Source organism: Streptomyces sp. NPDC091416, from assembly GCF_044756845.1.
Lineage (GTDB): Bacteria > Actinomycetota > Actinomycetes > Streptomycetales > Streptomycetaceae > Streptomyces.
Genome location: NZ_JBIVTU010000005.1, coordinates 181,001 through 202,348 on the forward strand (window position 1 = coordinate 181,001; position 21,348 = coordinate 202,348).

Here is a 21,348-nt window from a genome sequence, read left to right on the forward strand (position 1 = left end):
TCAAACGGAATGCGCGGTTGTACGGGGGTGGTGAGGCACTCCGTCGTGCCTCCCCGGTGTTACGCCCCCGAACCTACTGCGCCACCAGCCCCTTTGCGTCACGCGCCAGCGCCGTCAGCCGGGAGATTGCCCGGAAGTACTTCTTCCGGTACCCGCCGTTCAGCATCTCCTCGCTGAACAGGCGGTCGAACGGCACCCCGGACGCGAGCACCGGAACCTCCCGGTCGTACAGCCGGTCGGCGAGCACCACGAGGCGCAGCGCGGTCGACTGGTCGGGTACCGGCTGCACCTCGGTGAGGCACACCGCCCGGATTCCGTCCGTCAGCGCGCCGTACCGGCTCGGATGGACGCGGGCCAGGTGGTCGAGCAGCGCGGGGAAGTCGTCCAGGCTGGCGCCCTCGGTCGCGTACGCCGCCTTGGTGACCTGCTCCTCGGAGTACGGCGGCGGGGCGTCGGGCAGGCCGCGGTGGCGGTAGTCCTCGCCGTCGATGCGCAGCGGGCGGAAGTGCGAGGACAGGCCCTGGATCTCCCGCAGGAAGTCGGCCGCGGCGAACCGGCCCTCGCCGAGCTTGCCGGGCAGCGTGTTGGAGGTCGCGGCGAGCGCCACCCCGGCCTCGACCAGCCGGCTCAGCAGCGAGGAGACGAGCACGGTGTCGCCCGGGTCGTCGAGCTCGAACTCGTCGATGCACAGCAGCCGGTGCCCGCTCAGCGTCTGCACGGTCTGCTGGAAGCCCAGCGCGCCCACGAGGTTGGTCAGCTCCACGAACGTGCCGAACGCCTTCAGCGAGGGCGCGGCGGGCGTGGCGTGCCAGAGCGAGGCGAGGAGATGGGTCTTGCCGACGCCGTAGCCGCCGTCGAGGTAGACGCCGCGCGGGCCGCTGGGCGCCACGGCCTTCCTGCCGCCGAACCACTTGCGCTTGCCGGCGCCCGTCGCGTGCGCCCCGCCGAGCCCGGCCGCGAAGTCGGAGAGGACCTTGACGGCCTCGATCTGGCTCGGCTGGTTCGGGTCGGGGACGTAGGTGTCGAAGCGCACCGAGTCGAAGCGCGGCGGCGGCACCATCTCGGCGACCAGGCGGTCGGCGGGGACGTGCGGCTCGAGGGCGCACAGGGACAGCGGGGCCGTTTCGGCTATGGGGCGGGACCCCGGCACGGCGGTGGAGGAGGACACGGAGGAGGACACAACTCCCCAGCTTAGGCCGTGCCAGACTGCGGAACATGCGACGCCTGTTCCCTGTGACCGACCTGACAGCGGCCGACGACCGAGGCGAGTGGAGCCTGGACGCCCTCGCCGACGCCTACGCCTACCCCGCGACCGACGGCCCCTGGCTGCGCGCCAACATGGTGTCCACCCTCGACGGCGCCGCCCAGCACGACGGCCGTTCGCAGCCGATCTCCTGCGACAGCGACATGAGGATCTTCGGCACCCTGCGCGGCCTGGCCGACGTGGTGATCGCCGGCGCGGAGACGGTGCGGCTGGAGGGCTACCGGCCCGCCCGGTCCCGGGAGGCCTTCGCGGCGCGCCGGGAGGCCGCCGGACAGGGGCCCGCGCCGGCGGTCGCCGTGGTGAGCGGCAGTCTGGACCTGGACTTCTCGCTGCCGCTCTTCGTGTCGCCGCTGGTCCCGACGCTCGTGCTCACCGGTGCGGGGGCGCCGCCCGACCGGATCGAGACGGCCCGGAAGGCGGGTGCCGAGGTGGTCATCGCGGGGGAGGGCTCCCGGGTGGATCCCGCCCGCGCCGTGCGTGAGCTGGCCGACCGGGGACACCGGCGACTGCTGACGGAGGGCGGGCCCCGGCTGCTCGGACAGTTCGTGGCGGCGGACGTGCTGGACGAGCTGTGCCTGACCCTGGCCCCCATGCTCACGGCCGGTGACGCGCAGCGGATCGCGGGCGGTCCGTCGGTGGCGGTGCCGGAACGATTCTCCCTGGCAGCGCTGCTGGAAGAGGCCGGGTTCCTGTTCTCTCGGTACCGTCGGATTCGACAATGAGCGGAATATTCCGTTCCGCTTAGCGTTCGGTGGGCAGAATGGATCTCGCAGACCCCGTGCGAGCGCGGGGAAGGATGGTTTCCGCAGTGACCGGCGACGGTCACTGAAGCAGAAGGGCCCCTGAGGTGTTCACCAGCGTTTTGATGATCGAGAAGCCCCTCACTTCCGAGGACGTCGAGTTCGTCACCACCCTGCACGGGGAGGAGGAGATCTCCTTCGTCGTACTCATGCAGCCGCGTGGCGACCAGGCGGATGTGCTGTTGCGGGCCATCGACGACCTGGCGATGGGCGAACTGAAGGAAGCGGCCCGGGAGAGCGAGGAGCCGGAGGGCAGGAACGCCAGACAGTCCGCCGAACTCGCGCTCGAGGTGTCCCTGGAGGCTCTGCGCCAGGCCGGCTCGGAAGCCGTCGGACAGGTGATCGAGGACCACCCCCTGGACAAGCTCACGTCCGTCGTCGAGGAGGCGGAGGCCGACGAGGTCATCGTCCTGACCGCTCCGCACTACGTGGAGGAGTTCTTCCACCGCGACTGGGCGTCCCGAGCCCGGCACAAGGTCGGTGTACCGGTGCTCAAGCTCTTCGCGCACAGCGAATAGGCTGGTAGCCCCTGCCCGCACCACCCTGGGAGACACACGCATGACACCCGGTATTCCTGCCGCCATGGAACGGCCGCACTTCATCGGCATCGGCGGCGCCGGAATGTCGGGCATCGCGAAGATCCTCACCCAGCGGGGCGCGAAGGTCGCGGGCAGCGACTCCAAGGAGTCCGCCACGGCCGAGGCGCTGCGCGCGCTGGGGGCGACCGTCCACATCGGGCACGCCGCCGGTCACCTGGCCGACGACGCCACCTGCGTGGTCGTCTCCAGCGCCATCCGCGCCGACAATCCGGAGCTGGTGCGCGCCGGGGAGCTCTCGATCCCCGTCGTGCACCGCTCCGACGCCCTCGCCTCCCTCATGCGGGGGCTGCGGTCCATTGCCGTCGCGGGTACCCACGGCAAGACGACCACCACGTCGATGCTGGCCGTCGCCCTGACCGAGCTGGGCCTCGACCCCTCGTACGCGATCGGCGGCGACCTCGCCGGCCCCGGCACCAACGCCACGCACGGCGAGGGCGCGATCTTCGTCGCCGAGGCCGACGAGAGCGACCGGAGCTTCCAGAAGTACGACCCCGAGGTCGCGATCGTCCTCAACGTCGAGCTGGACCACCACGCGAACTACGCCTCGATGGACGAGATCTACGACTCCTTCGAGACCTTCACCGGCAAGATCGTCCCCGACGGCACCCTGGTGATCTCCGCCGACCAGTCCGGCGCCGTCGAGCTGACCCGCCGGGTCCGCGACCTGTCCGCGCTCAAGGTCGTCACGTACGGCGAGTCCGAGACCGCCGACGTCCGCGTCCACAAGATCACCCCGCGCGGTCTGACCAGCGAGGTCACGGTCGTCCTGAACGGGAAGTACCTCACCTTCACCGTCTCCGTTCCCGGCCGCCACTACGCGCTGAACGCCGTGGCCGCGCTCGCCGCGGGCGTCGCCCTGGGCATCCCCGCCCACAACCTCGCCTCGGCCCTCGGCAAGTACACCGGGGTCAAGCGCCGCCTCCAGCTCAAGGGCGAGGCGGCCGGCGTCCAGGTCATCGACAGCTACGCCCACCACCCCACCGAGATGACGGCCGACCTCGAAGCGATGCGTGGCGCCACCGACGCCCGCATCCTGGTCGTCTTCCAGCCCCACCTCTTCTCCCGTACCCAGGAGCTCGGCACCGAGATGGGCCAGGCCCTCGCGCTGGCCGACGCCTCCGTGGTCCTCGACATCTACCCGGCCCGCGAGGACCCGATCCCCGGCATCACCAGCGCCCTGATCATCGACGCCGCGAAGGCCGCCGGCGCCGACGTCACCGCCGTGCACGACCAGGCGGCGGTTCCCGAGGCCGTCGCGGGAATGGCGACCCCCGGCGACCTCGTTCTCACCATGGGGGCGGGCGACGTCACTGACCTCGGCCCGCAGATCCTGGACCACCTGTCGAGCTGAGGGAGCCACCGTGCCGTACGACATCGAGAAGCCGGACGAGCAGTGGCGGGAGGAACTGTCCCCCGCCGAGTACGCCGTCCTGCGCAAGGCGGGCACCGAGCCGGCCTTCGTCGGTGAGTACACCGACACCAAGACCACCGGCGTCTACTCCTGCCGCGCCTGTGACGCGGAGCTGTTCCGCTCCGACACGAAGTTCGAGTCGCACTGCGGCTGGCCGTCCTTCTACGACCCGAAGGACACGGACGCGGTCGAACTGATCCAGGACCGCAGCCACGGCATGGTCCGCACCGAGGTCCGCTGCGCCCGCTGCGGCTCGCACCTGGGCCACGTCTTCGAGGGCGAGGGCTACCCCACCCCGACGGACCAGCGGTACTGCATCAACTCGATCTCGCTGCGGCTGACGCCGGACGCCTGAGAAACCGGGCGCCCGGGAAACCGGACGCCCGAGAAACGGGACGCCTGAGAAACCGGGCGCCCGAGAAGCTGGTCCGAAGAGGACTGACGCCCGCGTCAGTCCTCTTCCGGCGTCTCCGGCTTCAGCAGCGGGTGCACCACACCGGGGAAGACCCGGGCCCGCACGACCTCCTCGGCCGAGCCGCCCTGGATCACGGTCTCCGCGACACCCCAGGGCCGGTCCGGCAGCCGGACGATCAGCGTGTACGAGGCGGAGCAGCCGGTGCACTCGTACCGGTCCACCCAGGCGTCCACCTCGGTGGCGCTGCCCGGGTACCGCGCCACGTGCCGGTGCCGGGCGTGGCAGCGCTCGCACGTCTCGCCGGGCTCACACGTCCCGCCGCACGGGCAGGGCACGTCGAACGACTCGGCCGGGCGCCAGCGCTGCGTGAGGACGGCGTCACGCGTGGCGCCCATGTCCTTCATCGCCTTGAGATTGCGGGCGGCCACGTTGTACGACTCACCGGTCGCCGCCATCCGGTCGCGGATCACGTCCTTGCGCCCACGGTTCGTCGTCATCCGCTGTTCCTCCTGGGGTTCACGCAGCCCGCCAGGAGCCCATGAGATCGGTAAGCACCCAAAGGTACCCGGCGCACCGTTCCCCCGACGACTCGCGCGGTCAGCCCCGGCGCACCCGCCCCGCGATCCGCCGGCCGATCCGCCCCAGGGTGCCCCGGCCCCGGCGGTTCCAGTCGTGGAAGGCCTCCGCCCGGCCACTGCTCCCCGAGCGCCCCACTGCCTCCTCCACGGCCGCGACCCCGTCGGCGGAGAGCGTGCGCACGGCGGGGCGCAGCACCTCCTCCAGCAGGGCGTCGGCGGTCCGGCTCCACTCCGCTCCGGCGTGCGGATGAGCGGTCCAGACGGCGAAGCAGTCCGCGGCGTACGCCGGTTCCGCCTTCAGACGGGTGCGGACACCGGCCTCGCGCGCGGCCCGGTCGTACGCGGCGACGAGGTCGGCGTCGCCGCTGTGCACGAGGGCGTACAGCTCGGCCTCGGGCCGGTCCGGCGCGAGCAGCCGCGCGGCAAGCGCCCCGTACGCGTGGCCGAGCACCTCGGGCTCCACCGGCTCGGCGCCCCTGCGCAGGGCGCGGACCCGCTCCGCCCACTCGGGCGCCGCCGAGTCCGAACGGATCTCGCCCGCGAACTCCAGGAGCAGCAGTGCCCCGCGTTCCCGGCCCGCGATCTCCTGCGGGAAGCCGCGCAGCAGGTCATGGGCGAGCTCCGGCACCTCCTCGTCGGTGGCGGGGGCGCCGAGCGCCGCCGCGACCAGGTGCGACCAGGTGCCGGCCGTCCGGTGGGCGTCCGACGTGGCGGCCTCCAGCAGCAGCCGGGCCTCGCCCGCCGTCATCGCGCCCTGCTCCGCGTCCTGCTCCCACACCAGCCCCACGGCCGTCCGCAGTACCAGCGGTTCCGCGAACGGCGACATCCCGGCGGCCCGGAGCACCCGGTGCACCGCGCCCACCCGGTCGGCTCCGCAGCCGGCCCTGGCCTCCGGCGCCTCGGCGCACATCCGCAGATGCGGCAGCGACTGGGTGCCGGTGAACGGCAGCGGGACCCGGCCCAGCAGCCGCCCGACCCCCGGCGGGTCCTGCGGCGCGATCCGGTCCAGCGCGCCGAGCAGCGCCGTACGGACGTCGAACTGCTCGTCCATCAGTTCCAGCAGCGCGGGCGCCCAGCCCGGCTCGCCGTCCCCGGGCTCCAGCAGGGCGGGCGCGAGCCGGCGGACGACCGCGGGCAGCAGCTCCGCGCAGTCCACGCCGAGCAGCCGGGCCACCCGGAGCAGCTGGACCGTCCTGGCCACGTCGAGGCCGACGCCCGCGCCGCTCAGCTCGGTCAGGATCTCCGGGGCCAGTACCGAGGCCACTTCCGCGCCCTCGGGACCGCTGAAGGCGGTACGGCCGGGCAGTTCCACGGAGCCGTTGCCGCCGCGGACCGCCTCTGTGACCAGCATCGCGGCCAGCGGGGCCGTGGTCGACACGGGGGAGCGGCCGTCGAGTGCGGCGAACAGCCGTCCCGCGGCGTCGAACTCGGGACCCGTGCGGTCGTCGACCCCGGGCGCGGTCAGCGCGTCGACGAGCTGCCGGGTCCGCTTCGCGTCCAGCGCGTAGGGCCGCTCGGCGGCCCAGCCGGCCGCGGCGGCCCGCCCGCCCGTGCCCAGCGCGATGCCCGCGCACAGGGCCGTCACGGCCACCGGCCCCGCCGCGAACGGCTCCCCGGGCAGCTCGGCGGCCTCCCGGAACAGTTCCGGTGCGCGGCTGCGCCAGATCCGGGCGGCCGTCTCGGCCCAGGCGTCGGCCACGGCGCCTTCCGGACGCGGGCCGGTACAGGTGTGCACGCGGAGACCGGGGGCCGTCAGTTCGTGCGCGTCCTGCGGCAGTACCCCGATGATCTGCTGCGGGGCGCGCTGCGGGTGCCGGGTGTACGTGGTGAACGTCAGCCGTTCGGCGAGTGCGTCGGGCAGCGCCACGCAGGCCAGTGCGATCCAGCGGGCCACGTCCGCGCTCTGCCGCTCGACGAGCACGACCCGTCCGGCGTCCTCCTGCTCGTACAGCCGGCGCAGATCCGCCAGGATGCCGGCGAGCCAGGGGCCCCGCGAGACGGCGAAGTCGTTGAGCCCCTCGCGGTCCCGGGCGTGCCCGGTGGCGGGCGGGGCGGCGAGCGGGCCGGGCAGCGTACGGTCCGGCGTCGTGGCGGCCCAGCGGGCGGAGCGGCAGGCGGTGATGGGCAGGGCGCCGCCCGGCAGCCGGGCGCCGGCGGGGAGATGGACCGCGTGCGCGTGGAAGCCCACGTCGGAGCCGGGCCCGGGCCGGACCGCCACGGTCCTGGCCAGGAGATGGCTGCCGTCGGTCAGGACGCTGAAACTCAACGCCTCGGGCAGTGCGCGGAACGCGACGTCCGCGAGCCGGGGCTCCGTGCCGGTGGGGGTCGCGTACGCCAGGAGCGGACCCGCCTCGGTGAGCACGGACGCGGGTATCGCGGCGTCAACTGCGGTGAAGCGGGCCGGTATCGGTTCGGCCTCGCCGGTGCCGGGACCGTCCCCGCCGGTTGCGGAGGTGTAGTGCAACTGCGCGAGGCTCATGCGTCGGCTCTCTTCGTCCCTGCCGTGAAGGTCCCCCTGCCACCCGCACCCGCCGTCGCGTGGTGGCAGCGCCGTCCCGGCAGAGCGACGACCCGGCGGGGAGTGTTCCGCAGTCGCTGGGGCGACGCTATCAAGGACCGGGGGCCCCTGAGGCCCCGAGGACGGGGCCGGGGCCACACGGCCCCGGCCCCGTCCTCGCGTGCCCTCCGCACCGGGCGCGGCCGCGTTCCGACGCGTACTCAGCTGCCGTGCAGAAGAACCGCTATGCCGCCGACCGGCCGCTCGTCCCTGTACTGGGCGATCTGGAAGGGGACGAAGGTCCCGCTTCCCACCTCGTCGGTCACGACGGCCAGCAGTTCCATCTCGCGCTGCTCCCGCGGTCCGAGCGTCAGGGTGCGGGTCACAGCGTCCTGGCCCTGGACCTCCTCGCCACCGGCCGTGCTGGTCAAGGACAGCCACGCCGAAGCGCGCGTCGGCCGGAGCCGGTCATCGGTGGGCAGATTCCCCCACAACTCCCGTGGCATGGGCCGGACATCGATCTGATACGTGACTTCCTGGTCCGCCGGGTTCGTCGCCAGGAAAGCGAACGGCTGAGGCGGCGAGGCGGGCATGGCGGTCAGGTTGTGCTGCGCCCAGTGCCTGTCGTTGACGGGATCCGCCAGTCCTCCGGCGGCCACGTTGTCCAGTGGGTGCCAGACCTTGGCCAGCAGGCATATGTGGTTCCCCGCACTTGCGCCGATTCTCGCGGTGACGGGCGAGGTTTCCGCCCGGCCGCCATGCGGAGGAACCTCGACCGGCGAGAATCCGATGAACTTGGAGGCCTCGGGGATGACGGGTCCGCTCACCGGCTTGGACCACCACACGCCGACGTAGGCCAGCGAAGCACTGTTCCCGCCCTGCCAGTTCCCGACGGAGACCTGGACCGTCAGGTCTTGTCCGGGCTCGAACCGCGTCAACGGCTGGATGCCGGAGCACAGATACCAGCAGACGGAACCCGGCACGGGCCGCTCACCGATGTCCTCCTGCGCATCGGGAAGGACGGGCGGCGGGTAGCTGTGGATGTACAGGAACGGCCGGTCGTTTCCCTCGCCGTGCGGCTGCTGACTGCCGTTCGGCCGCTGATCGCGGCCTCGGTCCACGTCCATGGCTGTCGTTCCTTACTGGTCCGGGTAGGCAAGGACGTCCACGCCCACCGGGTCGTCGTCGATGGAGCCGACGGTGGACCAGCACGGATGGGCCACACCCCGGTCCGCGTCGAGGTCGAGGTTCATGACACCGGGAGAGCCGTCGGCGATGTCTTCCCACTTCTGCACGCAGTCGGAGACCGATACGGCGAGAAATCGCCCTGGGTCGGCGCCGACGGGAACGGGTGCGGCGAAATCCACCGGGTTCTCGAGCTCGGTCCGCGGATACCGGTAGAACGTTCCGACGTCGTCCGGTTCAGGACGGTGCGGCTGCACGGTGTCGTTCGGGACCGCGAGGAACTGGCGGTAGAGGGGGAATTCCAGACGCCCGTCCGGATAGATGAGTCCGCACCCGGAAAGGAAGGCGCTCGCCTTGCCCAGGGCCTCCCACAGACGAACCTGGAGGTCGAACAACTGGGAGACGAGTTCATCTATTTGTGGGACTCCCGATGCGGCGGCGAAATTGTCCGCGGTGAGAGGCTGGTTCTGTGCGGCCAGCGCATCCTTCTCTTCCTGGCTGAGATCGATGGTGAACGCGTTCCTCCAGTTCTCCGCAACGTGCTTTTCCCAGAAGGTGCAGGATTTTCCGTCGGCCCATTCTCCCCAGCAAGGTCCGCCCAGCAGGCCGGCGAAGGCCAGGAACGCCAGTACGGCGATGCAGAAGCTGCCGCAGGCGCTCTCGCTGTCGGCCGTGCTGTCCGTGGCGGTGGGCGGCGGCTTCTGCCCGTAGCCGAATCCGGGGCCGCCGGAGTACGTGGTCGGCACCACGCCGGGCCCATGGGCGTACGGCGGTGTGGCCGTTTCCGGTGTGGTGGGCGACTGCGGCGGATGCGCCGGGTCGGAGAACATCTTCTTGATGAACCGGGGGGCGGGCAGGGCCGGGGGCGCCGGCTGACCGAAGGTGTCGAGAAGCTCCAACTGCCTGATCAGCCGCTCGTAACCCTGCCCCAGGTCAGGCACCGGGGTCAGCCGCGACAGGTCGTACGTGGCCGCCAGCGTCCGGTTGACGAAGTCGATCGCGTCACCCGGCAGCGTCCCGTCCGGTACGCCGGTGAAGCGGAGCGAGTCCGCCATCCCGCGACAGCTCCTGACGTCCGGGTAGCGTTCGCCGAACCACGACCCGACGGCGTTCCGGGCTATGCGGTCCCGGAACCGGTGGGAACGGCGGGGTCCGCCGACAACCTGTGTGAGATACGTCGATCCGTGGGCGTTGGCCGCATAGCCGGAGAGGATTCCGAAGGCCATGGCTCGGGTCTCCGCCGTGCCCGACTCGCTGAACGCGGCCCGGGCGAGCGCATCGGTTCTGCGGGCGAGGAAGACGTCCCCCCAGCCCCACTCGGACAGCGGCTCGTCCTCCTGCCTCGGATGCCGCGGAATATGGGACATCTTCCGCAGTCTCTTTCCGAGACCGTCCATCTCGGTGAACGTGTCCTTGGCGTGGTCCATGAGCTGACGGAAGCTCAATGTGGCATCGCAGAACCGTGATGGTGAACCCGGGTTCGACGGATCGACCAGTGCGGACTCGATCTCACTGCGGATTCTGCCGACCTCGGTATAGAGACCGAGGCCTTCCGTCCACATTCTCGACGCTTCCGTGAGCAGTTCGAGCTCCGACCCGTCCGAGGCCGCGTGGTGCAGCACGTGGTCGAGCAGAGCCCCCAGCCGTGCGTACGCGCGGTGCTCCGCGCAGTCGGCCACGAGTTGGTCCCGCGCCGCTCCGAGTCGGGGGTGAACGGGCGCGGCAGCCAGCATGTCGATCTGCTGAGACAGCGCGACGACATGGGTTCGGGCGTCAATCATGACGCGCATCCCCTTATGGACGTCGGTGACGATGTCCCCCGGGCTGAGGTCCGCATCCGCGACGCGGGTACCGGCGCGTGGGCACCGCCCGTACACGGTGCCGGTGCTTCGATCGCACATCGCGCGTTCTGCGAAACGACCTGTGCCACCAGCATCGCGCCGATCCACCCGTGCGGCAACTCAGTCGAGGAGCGGCTCAGGGAGGAGAGTTGGCGGATCCCGTGGTGCACCCGACGGAATGGACGAGGCGCCTTCCACGATGTAACGGCTGTCAGTATCAGCTGTCAGCACCATGACGGCCGCGGCGTGGACCGCGGCCCATCGCCGGAGGGGACGGGAGCAGATGAGCCTTCGCCAGTTCGAGTACGCCCTGGCAGTCGCCGAGGAGGGCTCGGTGACGGCGGCGGCGCAGCGGCTGCGCGTGGCTCAGCCCTCGGTGTCCCAGCAGATCCGCGGCCTGGAGCGCGAGCTCGGCGTGGAGCTGTTCGCCCGCACGCCGGCCGGGCTCGTCGCCACGGCCGTCGGCCGCGCGTTCCTGCGGGAGGCGGAGGTCGCGGTGAGCGCGGCGCGGAAGGCGAGGGCGACCGCGCGGGCCGGTGCCGACGAGTTGGTGGGCGAGCTGGTGGTGGCGGTTCAGCTGGGCTTCGGTACGCGGCAGTTGCCGGGTGCGCTGGCCGCGCTGCGGCGCCGCTACCCGCGCCTGGAGGTGACCGTCTTCGAGGAGACGAGCTCCGCGGAGCTGGAGCGGCTGTGCCGCCGGGGCGTGCTGGACCTCGCCCTGATGGCGGCGTGCGAGCGGAGCCCCGCCGACGCCCACCGCCTCGGCGACGAGGAGTTCGTCGTGGTGCTCGGCGCCGGGGACCGGCGGCTCGCCGCGGACCGGGTGGACCTGCGCGAGATGGAGGGGGAGTCGTGGGTGCGGTTCGACCGCGACAGCGCGCTCGACGGCGTCCTCCAGGGTGTGTTGCGGGACAACGGCCTGACCCCGGCCACCACCGCCCGCGTCTCCCAGACCGCGACGGCCGTGCGCTGGGCCTCCCAGGGGCTGGGCGCCACGCTCGTCCCGGTCTCCGCGGTGCCGCACGGCCACGAGCACCTGGTCCGGCCGGTGTCGCCGGCCGTGTCCCGGCCCGTCATCGCGGTGCTCCGGCAGGGGGCCGGGCCGGGCGAGACGGCGCTGCTCGGCCTGCTGCGCCGGGAGAGTTGGACCGAGTCCTCGCAGCACGATCATTCCGACAGCGACGAACCGCACGCGACCACATAGTTTCTCATCGCCGGGTGAGCGGACACCGCGACCAGCTGCCCGTCAGGTGCCTGCTCCACCCCTCCACAGCCTGCTCAAACGTGCAATCGATCACGCCCTGACCCGCCGGTACCCCATTGCCAGATTCCGGATAACTTCCCAAGATTCGGAATAGTCTCCGGCGAAGAACCGGGGCCGGGCCGCGCGCGGCCGAACGCGGAGGTGGCTGTGGACATGGAGGCGATCGGGCCGTCGGAAGAGGAAGCGCGCCGTTCCGGCGAAGCGGTGCGCGAGGGGTCCGGCGGCTTACCGCGACTCGCGGCTCGGCTGGGGCTGACCCCCGATCGTTTCGAGCGGGCCCTGGAGGGTTTCGTGCGGCAGGCGCCCGCGATCCGGCAGGCCGGCGCCCGCCCGCTCACGCCCGCGTCGGTCTCCGCCGCGGCTCCGCAGCCCCCCGGGCGGGTGATGTCGCCGCGGGACAGCCTGCTGCTCCGGGCACGGCACGAGGTGCTCCACTTCGACGTGCCGCCCTACCTGTCCGTGGACAACGGCACCCAACTGGACCAGCTCGCCCGGGGGGTGGTCTACCGGACCGTGTACGGCCAGCAGGCTGTCGAGTACCCGGGGGCGCTGGCCCGCATCGATCAGTGTCTGGAAGCCGGGGAGAAGGCGCGGGTCACGGCCCGTCTTCCGATGAAGATGATGATCGTCGACCGTGAACGGGCCGTCCTCTCCGCCGCAGCCGACGTGGCACTGAGACCCGGCACGACCGTCGTCATCACCCACGGACCCCTGCTGGACGGGCTGATCGAGCTGTTCGAACGAGTCTGGGACGAGAGCGTGCCCCTGGACCCGACCGGCGGCGTCACCGGGGCCGAGAACGGCGAACTGAACCCCGAGGAGGCGCGGTTGCTGGCCCTCCTGCTCAGCGGACTCACGGACGACGCGGTCGCCCGCCATCTGGGTATCGCCCGGCGCACGGTCGTGCGCCGGGCCCGCAGCCTCATGGACCGGGCCGGGGTGGCGACCCGTATGCAACTGGGCTGGCACGCGGCGCGCCGAGGCTGGATCGAGGTGCCGGACTGAGGGGGGTCCCACGGTCCGCCTCGGCCCCGGGACCTGTTCCGCCGGCGTTCACAGGTGGCGCATATGCGACACCCATGGAGCCTCACCGGCGCACCTGACGGGCTATAGCCTCCGATGGCGCGCTGGTCATCCGGCCGGATCCCTCTGATCCCAGGCTGTCGTGTCCGGATTTCGGCGTGCGGTCTTTCCCCCTCCCCACCCAAGGAGACGTACGTGCACAGTCCCTCTCGCGGCAGACGTGGCAGACGGCTGATCGCCATCGCCACGGTGATCGCCACCGGAGCCCTCATACCCGCGGTCGGTTCCGGCACCGCAGCAGTAGCCCAGCCCGCCGCACCACAGGGCGGCTCTCTGCCGACGGCGGCCAAGCCCGTCCAGGTCACCCTGGTCACCGGCGACCGGGTCTCGGTCATCACGGCCGCCGACGGCCGGCAGTCCGCCACCATCACCCCGGCGCCCGGCAACCCGAAGAACTTCCAGACGGTCACCGACCCCGACGGCGACCTCCACGTCTATCCCGCGTCGGCCCTCTCCGGCCTCGGCGCCAAGACCCTGGACCGTCGGCTCTTCAACGTCTCCCAGCTCATCAGGGACGGCCAGGCGGACAGCAAGGGTGACTCGCTGCCGGTCATCGTCTCCTACGACGACAAGCCGTCCCGGTCCACTCTGGGCAAGCGCGCCGACCTTCTTCCCGGGAGCGAACGCGGCCTGGTCCTGGACCGGGTGGACATGGCGGCGCTGCACGTCGACAAGAGTGAGGCGGTCTCGTTCTGGAAGGCTGCCGCGCCCCGTACCGCCGGCAACAGCCGTACGGCGTCCGCCGGTTCGGGCGTCGCCAAGATCTGGTACGACGCGCCGTCGAAGGTCTCCCTCGACAAGAGCGTCCCGCAGATCCACGCCCCCGAGGCCTGGGCGGCCGGGTTCGACGGCACCGGCACCAAGGTCGCCGTACTCGACACCGGCATCGACCTGAACCACGCCGACGTCAAGGACCGTGTCCTGGGCACCAAGAGCTTCGTCGGTACCGCCACCGTCCAGGACGGACACGGCCACGGGACCCATGTCGCCTCGACCATCGCCGGCAGCGGCGCCGCGTCCGCAGGCCGCCTCAAGGGCGTCGCCCCCGGGGCGAAGCTCCTCATCGGCAAGGTCCTGAGCGACAGCGGCTCCGGCGCCAACTCCGGTGTCATCGCCGGTATGGAGTGGGCGGTCGAGCAGGGCGCCGACATCGTCAGCATGAGCCTGGGCGACGACGAGGGCACGGCCGACGACCCCACGTCCCAGGCCCTCGACCGGCTGAGCGCCACCAGCGACTCGCTGTTCGTCGTCGCCGCGGGCAACACCGGGCCCGGTGCCTCCACCGTGGGCAGCCCCGGCGCCGCCGCCTCCGCTCTGACCGTCGGTGCGGTCGACCATGCCGACGCGCTCGCCGACTTCTCCAGCCGCGGCCCGGTCGGCGAGAACCACGCCATCAAGCCGGACATCACGGCCCCCGGGGTCGACATCGTCGCGGCCAGGGCGGCAGGCACTGCCATGGGCTCCGTGGTCGACGCCGACTACACCTCGGCGAGCGGCACCTCGATGGCCACGCCGCATGTCGCGGGCGCGGCCGCCATTCTCGTCCAGCGTCATCCCGACTGGCCGGGTGAGCGGATCAAGGCGGAACTCACCTCCCACACCACGCCGTCCGCGGACTACACGGTTCAGGAACAGGGCAACGGCCGCGTGGACGTGGCGGCTTCGCTCAACGCGAAGGTGGACCTGTCGAGCCCGGTCGACTTCGGCATGATCTGGTTCCAGAAGAACCAGCCGTACGAGAAGCAGACCCGCACCCTCACGGTGAGCAACCCGACCGACGCCGCCACCACGGTGAAGCTGTCCGCCGGCACCGCGTCCGGAACCCTGACCGACGGTGCGCTGACCTTCGACAAGGACGCGGTCACGCTGGCCGCGGGCGGCAGCGCCGAGGTCACCGTCACGCTCGATCCCAATCTGCTCGCAGCCGCGACGTACTCGGGGCAGATCACGGCGACGACGGACGACGGAGCCACCGCCACCTCGGCGCTCGGCTTCACCAAGGAGACCGAGAGCTACGGAGTCACCGTCGGTCTGAAGGACCGCCACGGCGCGGCCCCTGACAGTGGTCTGCTCGTCGTGATGGGCCTCGACAGCGACTACTACGAGTCCTTCCCCTTCGCCCGCCAGGACAGCCTGAAGCTGCGGATGCCGCAGGGCTCCTACGCCCTCTACGGTGCGATCGGCACGGGCGACATGGGGTTCCGCGGCGGCTACTCCGACGCGTACGACCTCTTCAGCCTCCCCGACGTGAAGGTTGCCGATGAGCCTGTCGAGGTCGCTGTCGACGCGACCAAGGCAACGGACTTCCGGCTCGACGTACCCGGTGACAAGCGTCCGCGTGTGAACTCCGGGTACGCGCACACGCTCCGGCGGACCACCGCCGCCGGCCGCGGCGCGAGCATCGCCCTTGAGGGCGACGCGTTCGTGACCACCGGTCACCTGGGAGCGATCCCGGCCGCCAAGCCCTCGTCCGGCAAGCTGGTGACCTCCTTCTACCACCGGGAGCGGGCTCCGCTGATGACGGCGGAGGTCACCGGGCGCGGAGGCTTCACGCTCACGCCGCGCACCTACGAGGAGTTCGTGCGCTTCGAGGGCGACCGGACCCTGACCCTCGTCGACGTGGGCAGCGGCAGTCCGGAGGAGATCGCCGGAGCGGACGTCAAGGGCAAGGTCGCGCTCGTCCACGACGACGCTCAGGCCATTGTCCAGGCGGCGGAACTTCTGGAGGCGGCGGGCGCCGCCGCGATCCTTCAGACGCGTGTCACCGACCGGCCGGTGTACGCCGTGCTCGGCTCGGGGCTGACCATTCCCCTCGCGGTGCTCGACTACAAGGACGGCACCAGGCTGTCCGCCCGGCTCGCTGCGGCGGGCAAGTCCCCCGTCCGGCTGACGCTTCACGGCGAGAAGGAGTCCACGTTCGCCTACGGCGGGCAGTGGGACTTCGAGAACACCATCCCGGCCGACCTCACGGTCAGGGCCCGTCGCGGTGACTTCGCCAAGGTCACGAACCGCTTCCACGGCTACGGCACGGAGCAGGGAAGCTACTACCAGCAGCAGATCTGGAGCGGCGCGACCTCCCGGATCGCCGTCCGGGTGCCGGAGCCCCTCCTGCGGGGCCACGAGCGGGACGACTACGTCTACGCGAAGGCCGGTCAGGTGTACCGCCAGGCAGTGGGAACCTCCCGGTTCGGTCCCGAGATGTCCGGCCGGACCGAGACCTACCGCCCCGGGCGCTCCGTGACCGAGGAGTGGTTCGCTCCCGCGCTTCACTCCGCTCCTCTGGGAGCCCGGTTCTCGTGCAACTTCTGCAGCACCGATGCCGGTATCGCGCCGTTCCCCGGAGTGGCGGGTGACTCCGACCCGGAGCACTACAGCGTGGACGGGCAGACCTCACTGGGAATGGCCTTCTACCGCGACGGGGTCGAGGTGCCGGTCAGCAGTCCCTGGATCATCAAGGACAAGGCCGTCTACCGGCTGGACCTGGACACGACCTACGAGGCGGCCAACGGCTTCGCCGACTCGACGAGCAAGACCGAGTACTCCTTCCGCGCGGACGCCCCTCAGGGCATGGACGACACGCTGTGCAAGGACTTCGTCGGCATGGTCGCCTCCTGTGAGCCGATGGCGGTCATCCTTCCGCACTACGGCATGAAGGCCGACCTGCTGAACCGGGTGAAGGCGGGCGAGAAGTACACGTTCACCCTCGACGGCTACCGCGCCACCGGCTGGTCGGGTTCGAAGAAGCTGGCCGGCGCGAAGGTGTCGCTCAGTTACGACGGCGGAAAGACCTGGAAGGCGGCCGACGTACGGCGGCTGGACGGTGACTCCTTCCGGGTCACGGCCCAGAACCCGAAGCTCGCGAAGACGAACGGTCACGCGTCCGTCAGGGCCGAACTGTGGGACGCGGCGGGCAGCCGCACGGTCGAGACCATCGACAAGGCCTTCGGGCTGAAGTAGGGATCGATCGGCATCACATTCCCGGCCCCGGACGCCTCGCGTCCGGGGCCGGTTTCTTTGTCGGGCCGGTGAGGGCTCATTCTTCCCGGAACCCGACGGTGGCCATTTCCTTCAGCGTCCCGGAATTCCGGGCGCGTCAGCTTCTGGGGAATTCTCCGCCGTCCACGGTGAGAATGTTTCCGGTCACCCAGCTCGCCCGGTCGGAAACGAGGAACAGTACGGCGTCCGCGATGTCGTCGGGCCGGCCGATCCGCCCCAGCGGCACACCACCGTTGTCCGCGCCGGACCCCGGGAGCAAGCGCGCCCACTCCTCCCGCGTCGCCTCGCCGCCGGGGGTCTCGGTCCTTCCCGGGCTGACGATGTTGACCCGGATACCGGACGGCGCCAACTCCTGGGCCAGTCCTCGGCTGTAGTTCTCCAACGCGGCCTTCGCCGCCGTGTAGTGCAGGAACGGCGGCGGCGCGAACGGGGTCACGGCCGACGACACGTGCACGATCGCACCCGAACCCTGGTCCCGCATCCCCGGCGCCAGCAGGGCGTCCAGCCGTACGGAGGCCAGGTAGTTCAGGTCCAGCTGGTTCCGCCACTCCTCGTCCGGGATGTCCGCGGTCTTCAGGAACGGTCCTGCCCCACCGGCGTTGTCGACCAGGATGTCCACCCCGCCGAGCGTCTTCTCCGCAGCCGCGGCGACGGCCTCGGCCCCGGCCCGTGTCCGTACGTCGGCCTCGACGAAGGCGACCCCCTCCGGCACCGCGCCCGGCGCCGACCGCGCGGTGGCGAGCACCTCGGCGCCCACGTCGCGGAGTCGGCGCACGATGGCCGCTCCGATTCCGCGCGAGCCGCCCGTGACCACGGCCCGCTTTCCGGTGAGCTCTCGTGTTGCCGGTCCGAATTCCGTCGTGCTCATGGCCGCTGGTCCCCTCGGTGATGTCGTACGCGTCTGCGTGGTTTTGACGGTACGACCGGGGGAGAACGCGAAGCAAAGACGAAATGACAGCAGGCGCTATAGGTCATTCCTATTGATCCGAAACGGTTTGGGTTCTGGGCGTTGGTGGAGTGTGAGCGCCGGAACCAGGCCGAACTCGCCGCCGGGACCCGCCGCTTCTTCCGCGGACGCCAACGTCAGCCGCACATCGTCCGCGGCTACCCGCGTGGCCTGAGACGCTCGCAGCGGTCCCGCATCCCACAGAGGGACGCGGGGCCGGTGCACGTATGGTCTCTGGCGTGAACACGATCAAGAACTTGTTCGGCCGTCTGCCCGCAGTGGGGCCGGCGGTACTGATGCTGGCTGCGACGCTCGTGTGGTTCCAGGCCGGACCGGCGCGGGCTGCGTACGACAGTTGCCCGGCCGGCACCTTCTGCCTCTACACCGAGTCCGGTGGCAACGGCGAGATGGTCTCCTTCCCCCTCCAGGACGGTCCCGTCCTGGACTACCAGGCCAACACGGCCCTGGCCGGGAAGACCTTCGTCTCCTTCCGCAACAACACCCGCTCGTGGGGCTGCCTGTACGAGGGCGCGAGCTATGGCGGGCTCAAGATGCAGTCCGTCCGACCGGGGCACCTCGGGGGTGACCTGCCCAAGACCGGGGGCGTCCAGACGGTGGTGCCCGCCTCGCACAAGTTCGCCAAGTCGAAGCCGGGTTGCCGGACCGGGTTCGAGCGCTGCCAGCCCACCCGCCTGTGCATCTTCCAGGATCCCAGCGGGCGCGGCATCGCCGCGGGCACGCTTGAGCCCGACGTCCTGCCCGGCGGGGTGACGGGCAACAAGGCCTACTCGTCGACCTGGCACGACAAGGTCGTGTCCGTCTCGAACCGTACGCAGAAGGTCGCCTGCTTCTACGACGGAGCCGGGTACGGGCCGTTCCACGTCGGCACCCGGACCATCCGCGCCTACGTCGTTCCGCCCGGCCAGGAGACGACGCTTCCCACGGAGTACCAGCGGAAGATCAGCTCCCACAAGCTCGCCGACTCCGAATCGAAGTGCTGACCATGGAGAAGAAGAACACCACGCGCCGCCGTATCGCGGCCGTCTCCATAGCCCTGGCGACGCTGGCCCTGACACAGTCCACTGCGAGCGCCGCGAACGACCCCACGACCGAAGAGGTCACGTCGGTCCTGGACGGTCTGACCGGCCACCCCCAGACGGTCACGGACGGCATCGAGCGGACGACGTACTCCAGCACGACCTCCCCCCTCGTCGTCCGCGTGGCGGTCATCGACCCCGACATGGGCGCGGTCACGCTGGGCAGCACGTTCGGAGCGGCGGTGGGCGTGAAGGAGACGACCACCGCGATGCTGGACACCGTCGGAACGACCGAATACGACGCGCCGTACGTCGGTGTCAACGGCGGCTTCTCCGTCGCCGCCATGGACGAGGACGCCGCGGGCGGCATCATCCATGAGGAACGGTCGATCCCGATGATGCTCTCCGTCCAGGACGACGTCGTCCAGGGGGCGTCCTGCATGAAGGGACAGAACGCGGTCGTCCTCCAGCACGGGCGGCCCCACTTCACCAGGATCACGACCTCGATCGAGATCAAGTCCGACATGAAGACCCCGGGCGCGACCGACGACGTCACCCGCATCGTCGACGGCCTCAACCGCTACCCGGGCTGGATCCCGTTCTGCCAGCAGGAGAACGGCGACAGGACCATTCCCGCCGAGCGGGACGCCAACGGCAAGGCCCTCTACTACTACGACCAGAACGGCCGGAAACTCGAGGGCGGCCCCTACTACCAGGACTTCAGCGAGATCGTCGTCTTCACCTCCGCCTACGGCCGGACGACGCCTGCTCCCGACCACACGCCCTTCGTGGCGGCGGACGACGCCGACGGAGTCGAGGTCGCCGTCGACAAGGACGGCTATGTCGTCCAGGTGAAGCAGACGCGTGGCGGCATGGCCGTCCCTCCGGGCGGCAAGGTGCTCCAGGGGATCGGTGTGACGGAGGCCGACGGCGGGGCCAAGTGGCTCACCGAGAATGCCCCGTTGGGAGCGAAGCTCACCTACACGCAGAGCGTCAAGGACATCGGATTCAAGAAGAACCCGACCGACCCCGAAGACCCGAGCGACGACGAGGACATCCCGCTGAACCCGGCGTATCCGTCCGTCGACGTCGTCAACGGCACGCACCAGCTGATGGTCAACGGTGAGGTCGTGGCCCTCCCGGGCAGCCCCGACACGGCCCCCCGTACCGCCATCGGCGTGGACGGCTGGGGGCGCACCCTCCTCGTCACCGTCACCGCCAAGGCCCAGGAACGACGCGGCGTGCCGATCTACGACCTGGCGAAGGTCATGGAGGACCTCGGCGCCATCGACGCGCTCAACCTCGACGGGGGCGGCTCCACCACGTTCGTCGTCGACGGAGAGGTCCGGAACATCCTTTCGGACGGGAAGGAGCGCCCGGTCTACGACGCCGTCTACTCCGGACGGGGCGGGCACGCGCTGCCGGCCATCGGGAACTGACCTGCGTGGCCTGAGGCTCGTGCGTCACACCGTGCGTACCGGCTCCGCTTCCCCGACGGACGCGGCGCCGGCTCGCTCACGCGGACACCAGCGCGAGCGCTCCCCCAAGCCCTTCGAACTGCTGCTCGCCCTCGCCGCCGGCGGCCCGGAGGGCATCGGCACGCTCCGTATCGAAGTCACCGACACCCGGGGCGAATGCCGGCCGCCGGGCCCGGGGCGGTCGTGGCACCGCCGCCCGGGTCGGAGGGCGGGCGCGGGCTGGTGCTGGTCGAGGCTCCGGCGGACCGGTGGGCCGTGCTGGAGCGCGTACCACCGGGGTGGCCGGGGAAGACGGTCCGCGCGGAGCGGGACCTGCTGAACCGACCAGCCGCGGCCCGGCTCCCGGCGGTGTCAGGCGTCCAGGACGGCGGCGACGGACTCGATCTCGACGAGCTGGTCGTGGTAGCCGAGCACGGTGACGCCCATCAGGGTGCTGGGCACGTCATGGTCGCCGAACGCGTCCCGGACCACCTTCCAGGCGGTCCCCAGGTCCTCCTGCCGGGTGGAGGCGACGAGTACACGGGTACTGATGACGTCCTCCAGGGACGCGCCCGCGTCCTTGAGCGCGGTCCGCATGTTCTCCAGGGCCTTCGCCGCCTGGCCCGCGTAGTCGCCGACGGCCGCCGTCGAACCGTCCTCGTTCAGCGGGCACGCGCCCGCGAGGAAGATCAGCCGTGCCTCGGCGGGGGCGGTGGCCGCGTAGGCGTACTCGGCGACGTCGGACAGGGCGGCTGAACGGATCAGGGTGACGGCACGGGGCACGGGAACTCAGCCTTTCGCGGGCCCGACGAGGGGCGTCCAGGTGGCAGGAGGGAGGGTGGGCGGAGGCCCTCGCGGACCCTTGAGCCGCATCCTGGCACAGCGCGGGAGCGAGTCGTACGCCGCCATCGGGCCGCTGCCGCAACAGCTCCCGGCGGGATGGCGAATGTGCGTCATGACGCAGTCTCGCCAGGC

Annotated in this window: 16 protein-coding genes; 9 read left to right on the top strand and 7 right to left on the bottom strand. The window is 71.1% G+C overall.

Annotated elements, in window-relative coordinates; all coding sequences use genetic code 11:
* Window positions 1–73: 73 nt before the first annotated feature.
* The gene (gene zapE / locus ACIQMX_RS17050; protein ID WP_363073504.1) at window positions 74–1,168 is read right to left on the bottom strand and encodes a cell division protein ZapE; all 1,095 of its coding nucleotides are present in this window, start codon (window positions 1,166–1,168) and stop codon (window positions 74–76) included.
* Between the two features lie 47 nt (window positions 1,169–1,215).
* Here zapE and ACIQMX_RS17055 point away from each other — a divergent pair, with 47 nt between their 5' ends.
* The 4 genes from ACIQMX_RS17055 (at window position 1,216) to msrB (ending at window position 4,429) form a co-directional block, all read left to right on the top strand.
* Window positions 1,216–1,986 carry a pyrimidine reductase family protein gene (locus tag ACIQMX_RS17055; protein ID WP_363073430.1) on the top strand — a complete coding sequence of 257 codons (771 nt, stop codon included), beginning with the start codon at window positions 1,216–1,218 and terminating at the stop codon, window positions 1,984–1,986.
* A gap of 143 nt (window positions 1,987–2,129) precedes the next feature.
* Window positions 2,130–2,582: an indole-3-glycerol phosphate synthase gene (locus ACIQMX_RS17060; RefSeq protein WP_363073428.1), complete on the top strand. Its 453-nt coding sequence runs from the start codon at window positions 2,130–2,132 to the stop codon at window positions 2,580–2,582.
* Between the two features lie 40 nt (window positions 2,583–2,622).
* A complete protein-coding gene (murC, locus tag ACIQMX_RS17065; RefSeq protein ID WP_402478752.1) occupies window positions 2,623–4,014 on the top strand; it encodes a UDP-N-acetylmuramate--L-alanine ligase in 1,392 nt (463 codons plus the stop codon).
* A 10-nt stretch (window positions 4,015–4,024) separates the two neighbouring features.
* On the top strand, window positions 4,025–4,429 hold the full coding sequence (gene msrB, locus ACIQMX_RS17070) for a peptide-methionine (R)-S-oxide reductase MsrB (RefSeq protein ID WP_148021520.1): 405 nt from the start codon (window positions 4,025–4,027) through the stop codon (window positions 4,427–4,429).
* A gap of 95 nt (window positions 4,430–4,524) precedes the next feature.
* Here msrB and ACIQMX_RS17075 read toward each other — a convergent pair whose 3' ends face one another.
* The 4 genes from ACIQMX_RS17075 to ACIQMX_RS17090 all read right to left on the bottom strand — a co-directional run bounded on the left by ACIQMX_RS17075 (window position 4,525) and on the right by ACIQMX_RS17090 (window position 10,530).
* The gene (locus ACIQMX_RS17075) at window positions 4,525–4,986 is read right to left on the bottom strand and encodes a hypothetical protein (protein ID WP_363073424.1); all 462 of its coding nucleotides are present in this window, start codon (window positions 4,984–4,986) and stop codon (window positions 4,525–4,527) included.
* 100 nt (window positions 4,987–5,086) lie between these two features.
* The gene (locus ACIQMX_RS17080; RefSeq protein WP_402478756.1) at window positions 5,087–7,546 is read right to left on the bottom strand and encodes a GTPase-associated protein 1-related protein; all 2,460 of its coding nucleotides are present in this window, start codon (window positions 7,544–7,546) and stop codon (window positions 5,087–5,089) included.
* A gap of 239 nt (window positions 7,547–7,785) precedes the next feature.
* Window positions 7,786–8,691, bottom strand: coding sequence for a hypothetical protein (locus ACIQMX_RS17085; protein WP_402478758.1), 906 nt, complete (start codon window positions 8,689–8,691; stop codon window positions 7,786–7,788).
* Window positions 8,692–8,703: 12 nt separating this feature from the next.
* Complete coding sequence (locus ACIQMX_RS17090) at window positions 8,704–10,530, bottom strand: hypothetical protein (protein ID WP_402478761.1); 1,827 nt, start codon at window positions 10,528–10,530, stop codon at window positions 8,704–8,706.
* Between the two features lie 343 nt (window positions 10,531–10,873).
* Here ACIQMX_RS17090 and ACIQMX_RS17095 point away from each other — a divergent pair, with 343 nt between their 5' ends.
* From ACIQMX_RS17095 to ACIQMX_RS17105, 3 genes are all read left to right on the top strand, one after another.
* Window positions 10,874–11,794: a LysR family transcriptional regulator gene (locus ACIQMX_RS17095; RefSeq protein WP_402478763.1), complete on the top strand. Its 921-nt coding sequence runs from the start codon at window positions 10,874–10,876 to the stop codon at window positions 11,792–11,794.
* Window positions 11,795–12,007: 213 nt separating this feature from the next.
* A complete protein-coding gene (locus tag ACIQMX_RS17100) occupies window positions 12,008–12,859 on the top strand; it encodes a helix-turn-helix transcriptional regulator (RefSeq protein WP_363073414.1) in 852 nt (283 codons plus the stop codon).
* Window positions 12,860–13,072: 213 nt separating this feature from the next.
* A complete protein-coding gene (locus ACIQMX_RS17105) occupies window positions 13,073–16,894 on the top strand; it encodes a S8 family serine peptidase (RefSeq protein WP_402478767.1) in 3,822 nt (1,273 codons plus the stop codon).
* A 136-nt stretch (window positions 16,895–17,030) separates the two neighbouring features.
* Here ACIQMX_RS17105 and ACIQMX_RS17110 read toward each other — a convergent pair whose 3' ends face one another.
* Window positions 17,031–17,801: an oxidoreductase gene (locus tag ACIQMX_RS17110; RefSeq protein WP_363073410.1), complete on the bottom strand. Its 771-nt coding sequence runs from the start codon at window positions 17,799–17,801 to the stop codon at window positions 17,031–17,033.
* Window positions 17,802–18,118: 317 nt separating this feature from the next.
* Between ACIQMX_RS17110 and ACIQMX_RS17115 the strand changes: the two genes are divergently transcribed.
* Both ACIQMX_RS17115 and ACIQMX_RS17120 read left to right on the top strand, forming a co-directional pair.
* The gene (locus tag ACIQMX_RS17115) at window positions 18,119–18,880 is read left to right on the top strand and encodes a peptidase inhibitor family I36 protein (protein WP_363073408.1); all 762 of its coding nucleotides are present in this window, start codon (window positions 18,119–18,121) and stop codon (window positions 18,878–18,880) included.
* Window positions 18,881–18,882: 2 nt separating this feature from the next.
* On the top strand, window positions 18,883–20,355 hold the full coding sequence (locus ACIQMX_RS17120) for a phosphodiester glycosidase family protein (RefSeq protein WP_363073406.1): 1,473 nt from the start codon (window positions 18,883–18,885) through the stop codon (window positions 20,353–20,355).
* 390 nt (window positions 20,356–20,745) lie between these two features.
* On the opposite strand, the gene ACIQMX_RS17125 is transcribed toward ACIQMX_RS17120, so the two are convergent.
* On the bottom strand, window positions 20,746–21,156 hold the full coding sequence (locus ACIQMX_RS17125) for a Rid family hydrolase (protein ID WP_363073404.1): 411 nt from the start codon (window positions 21,154–21,156) through the stop codon (window positions 20,746–20,748).
* Window positions 21,157–21,348 lie beyond the last annotated feature (192 nt).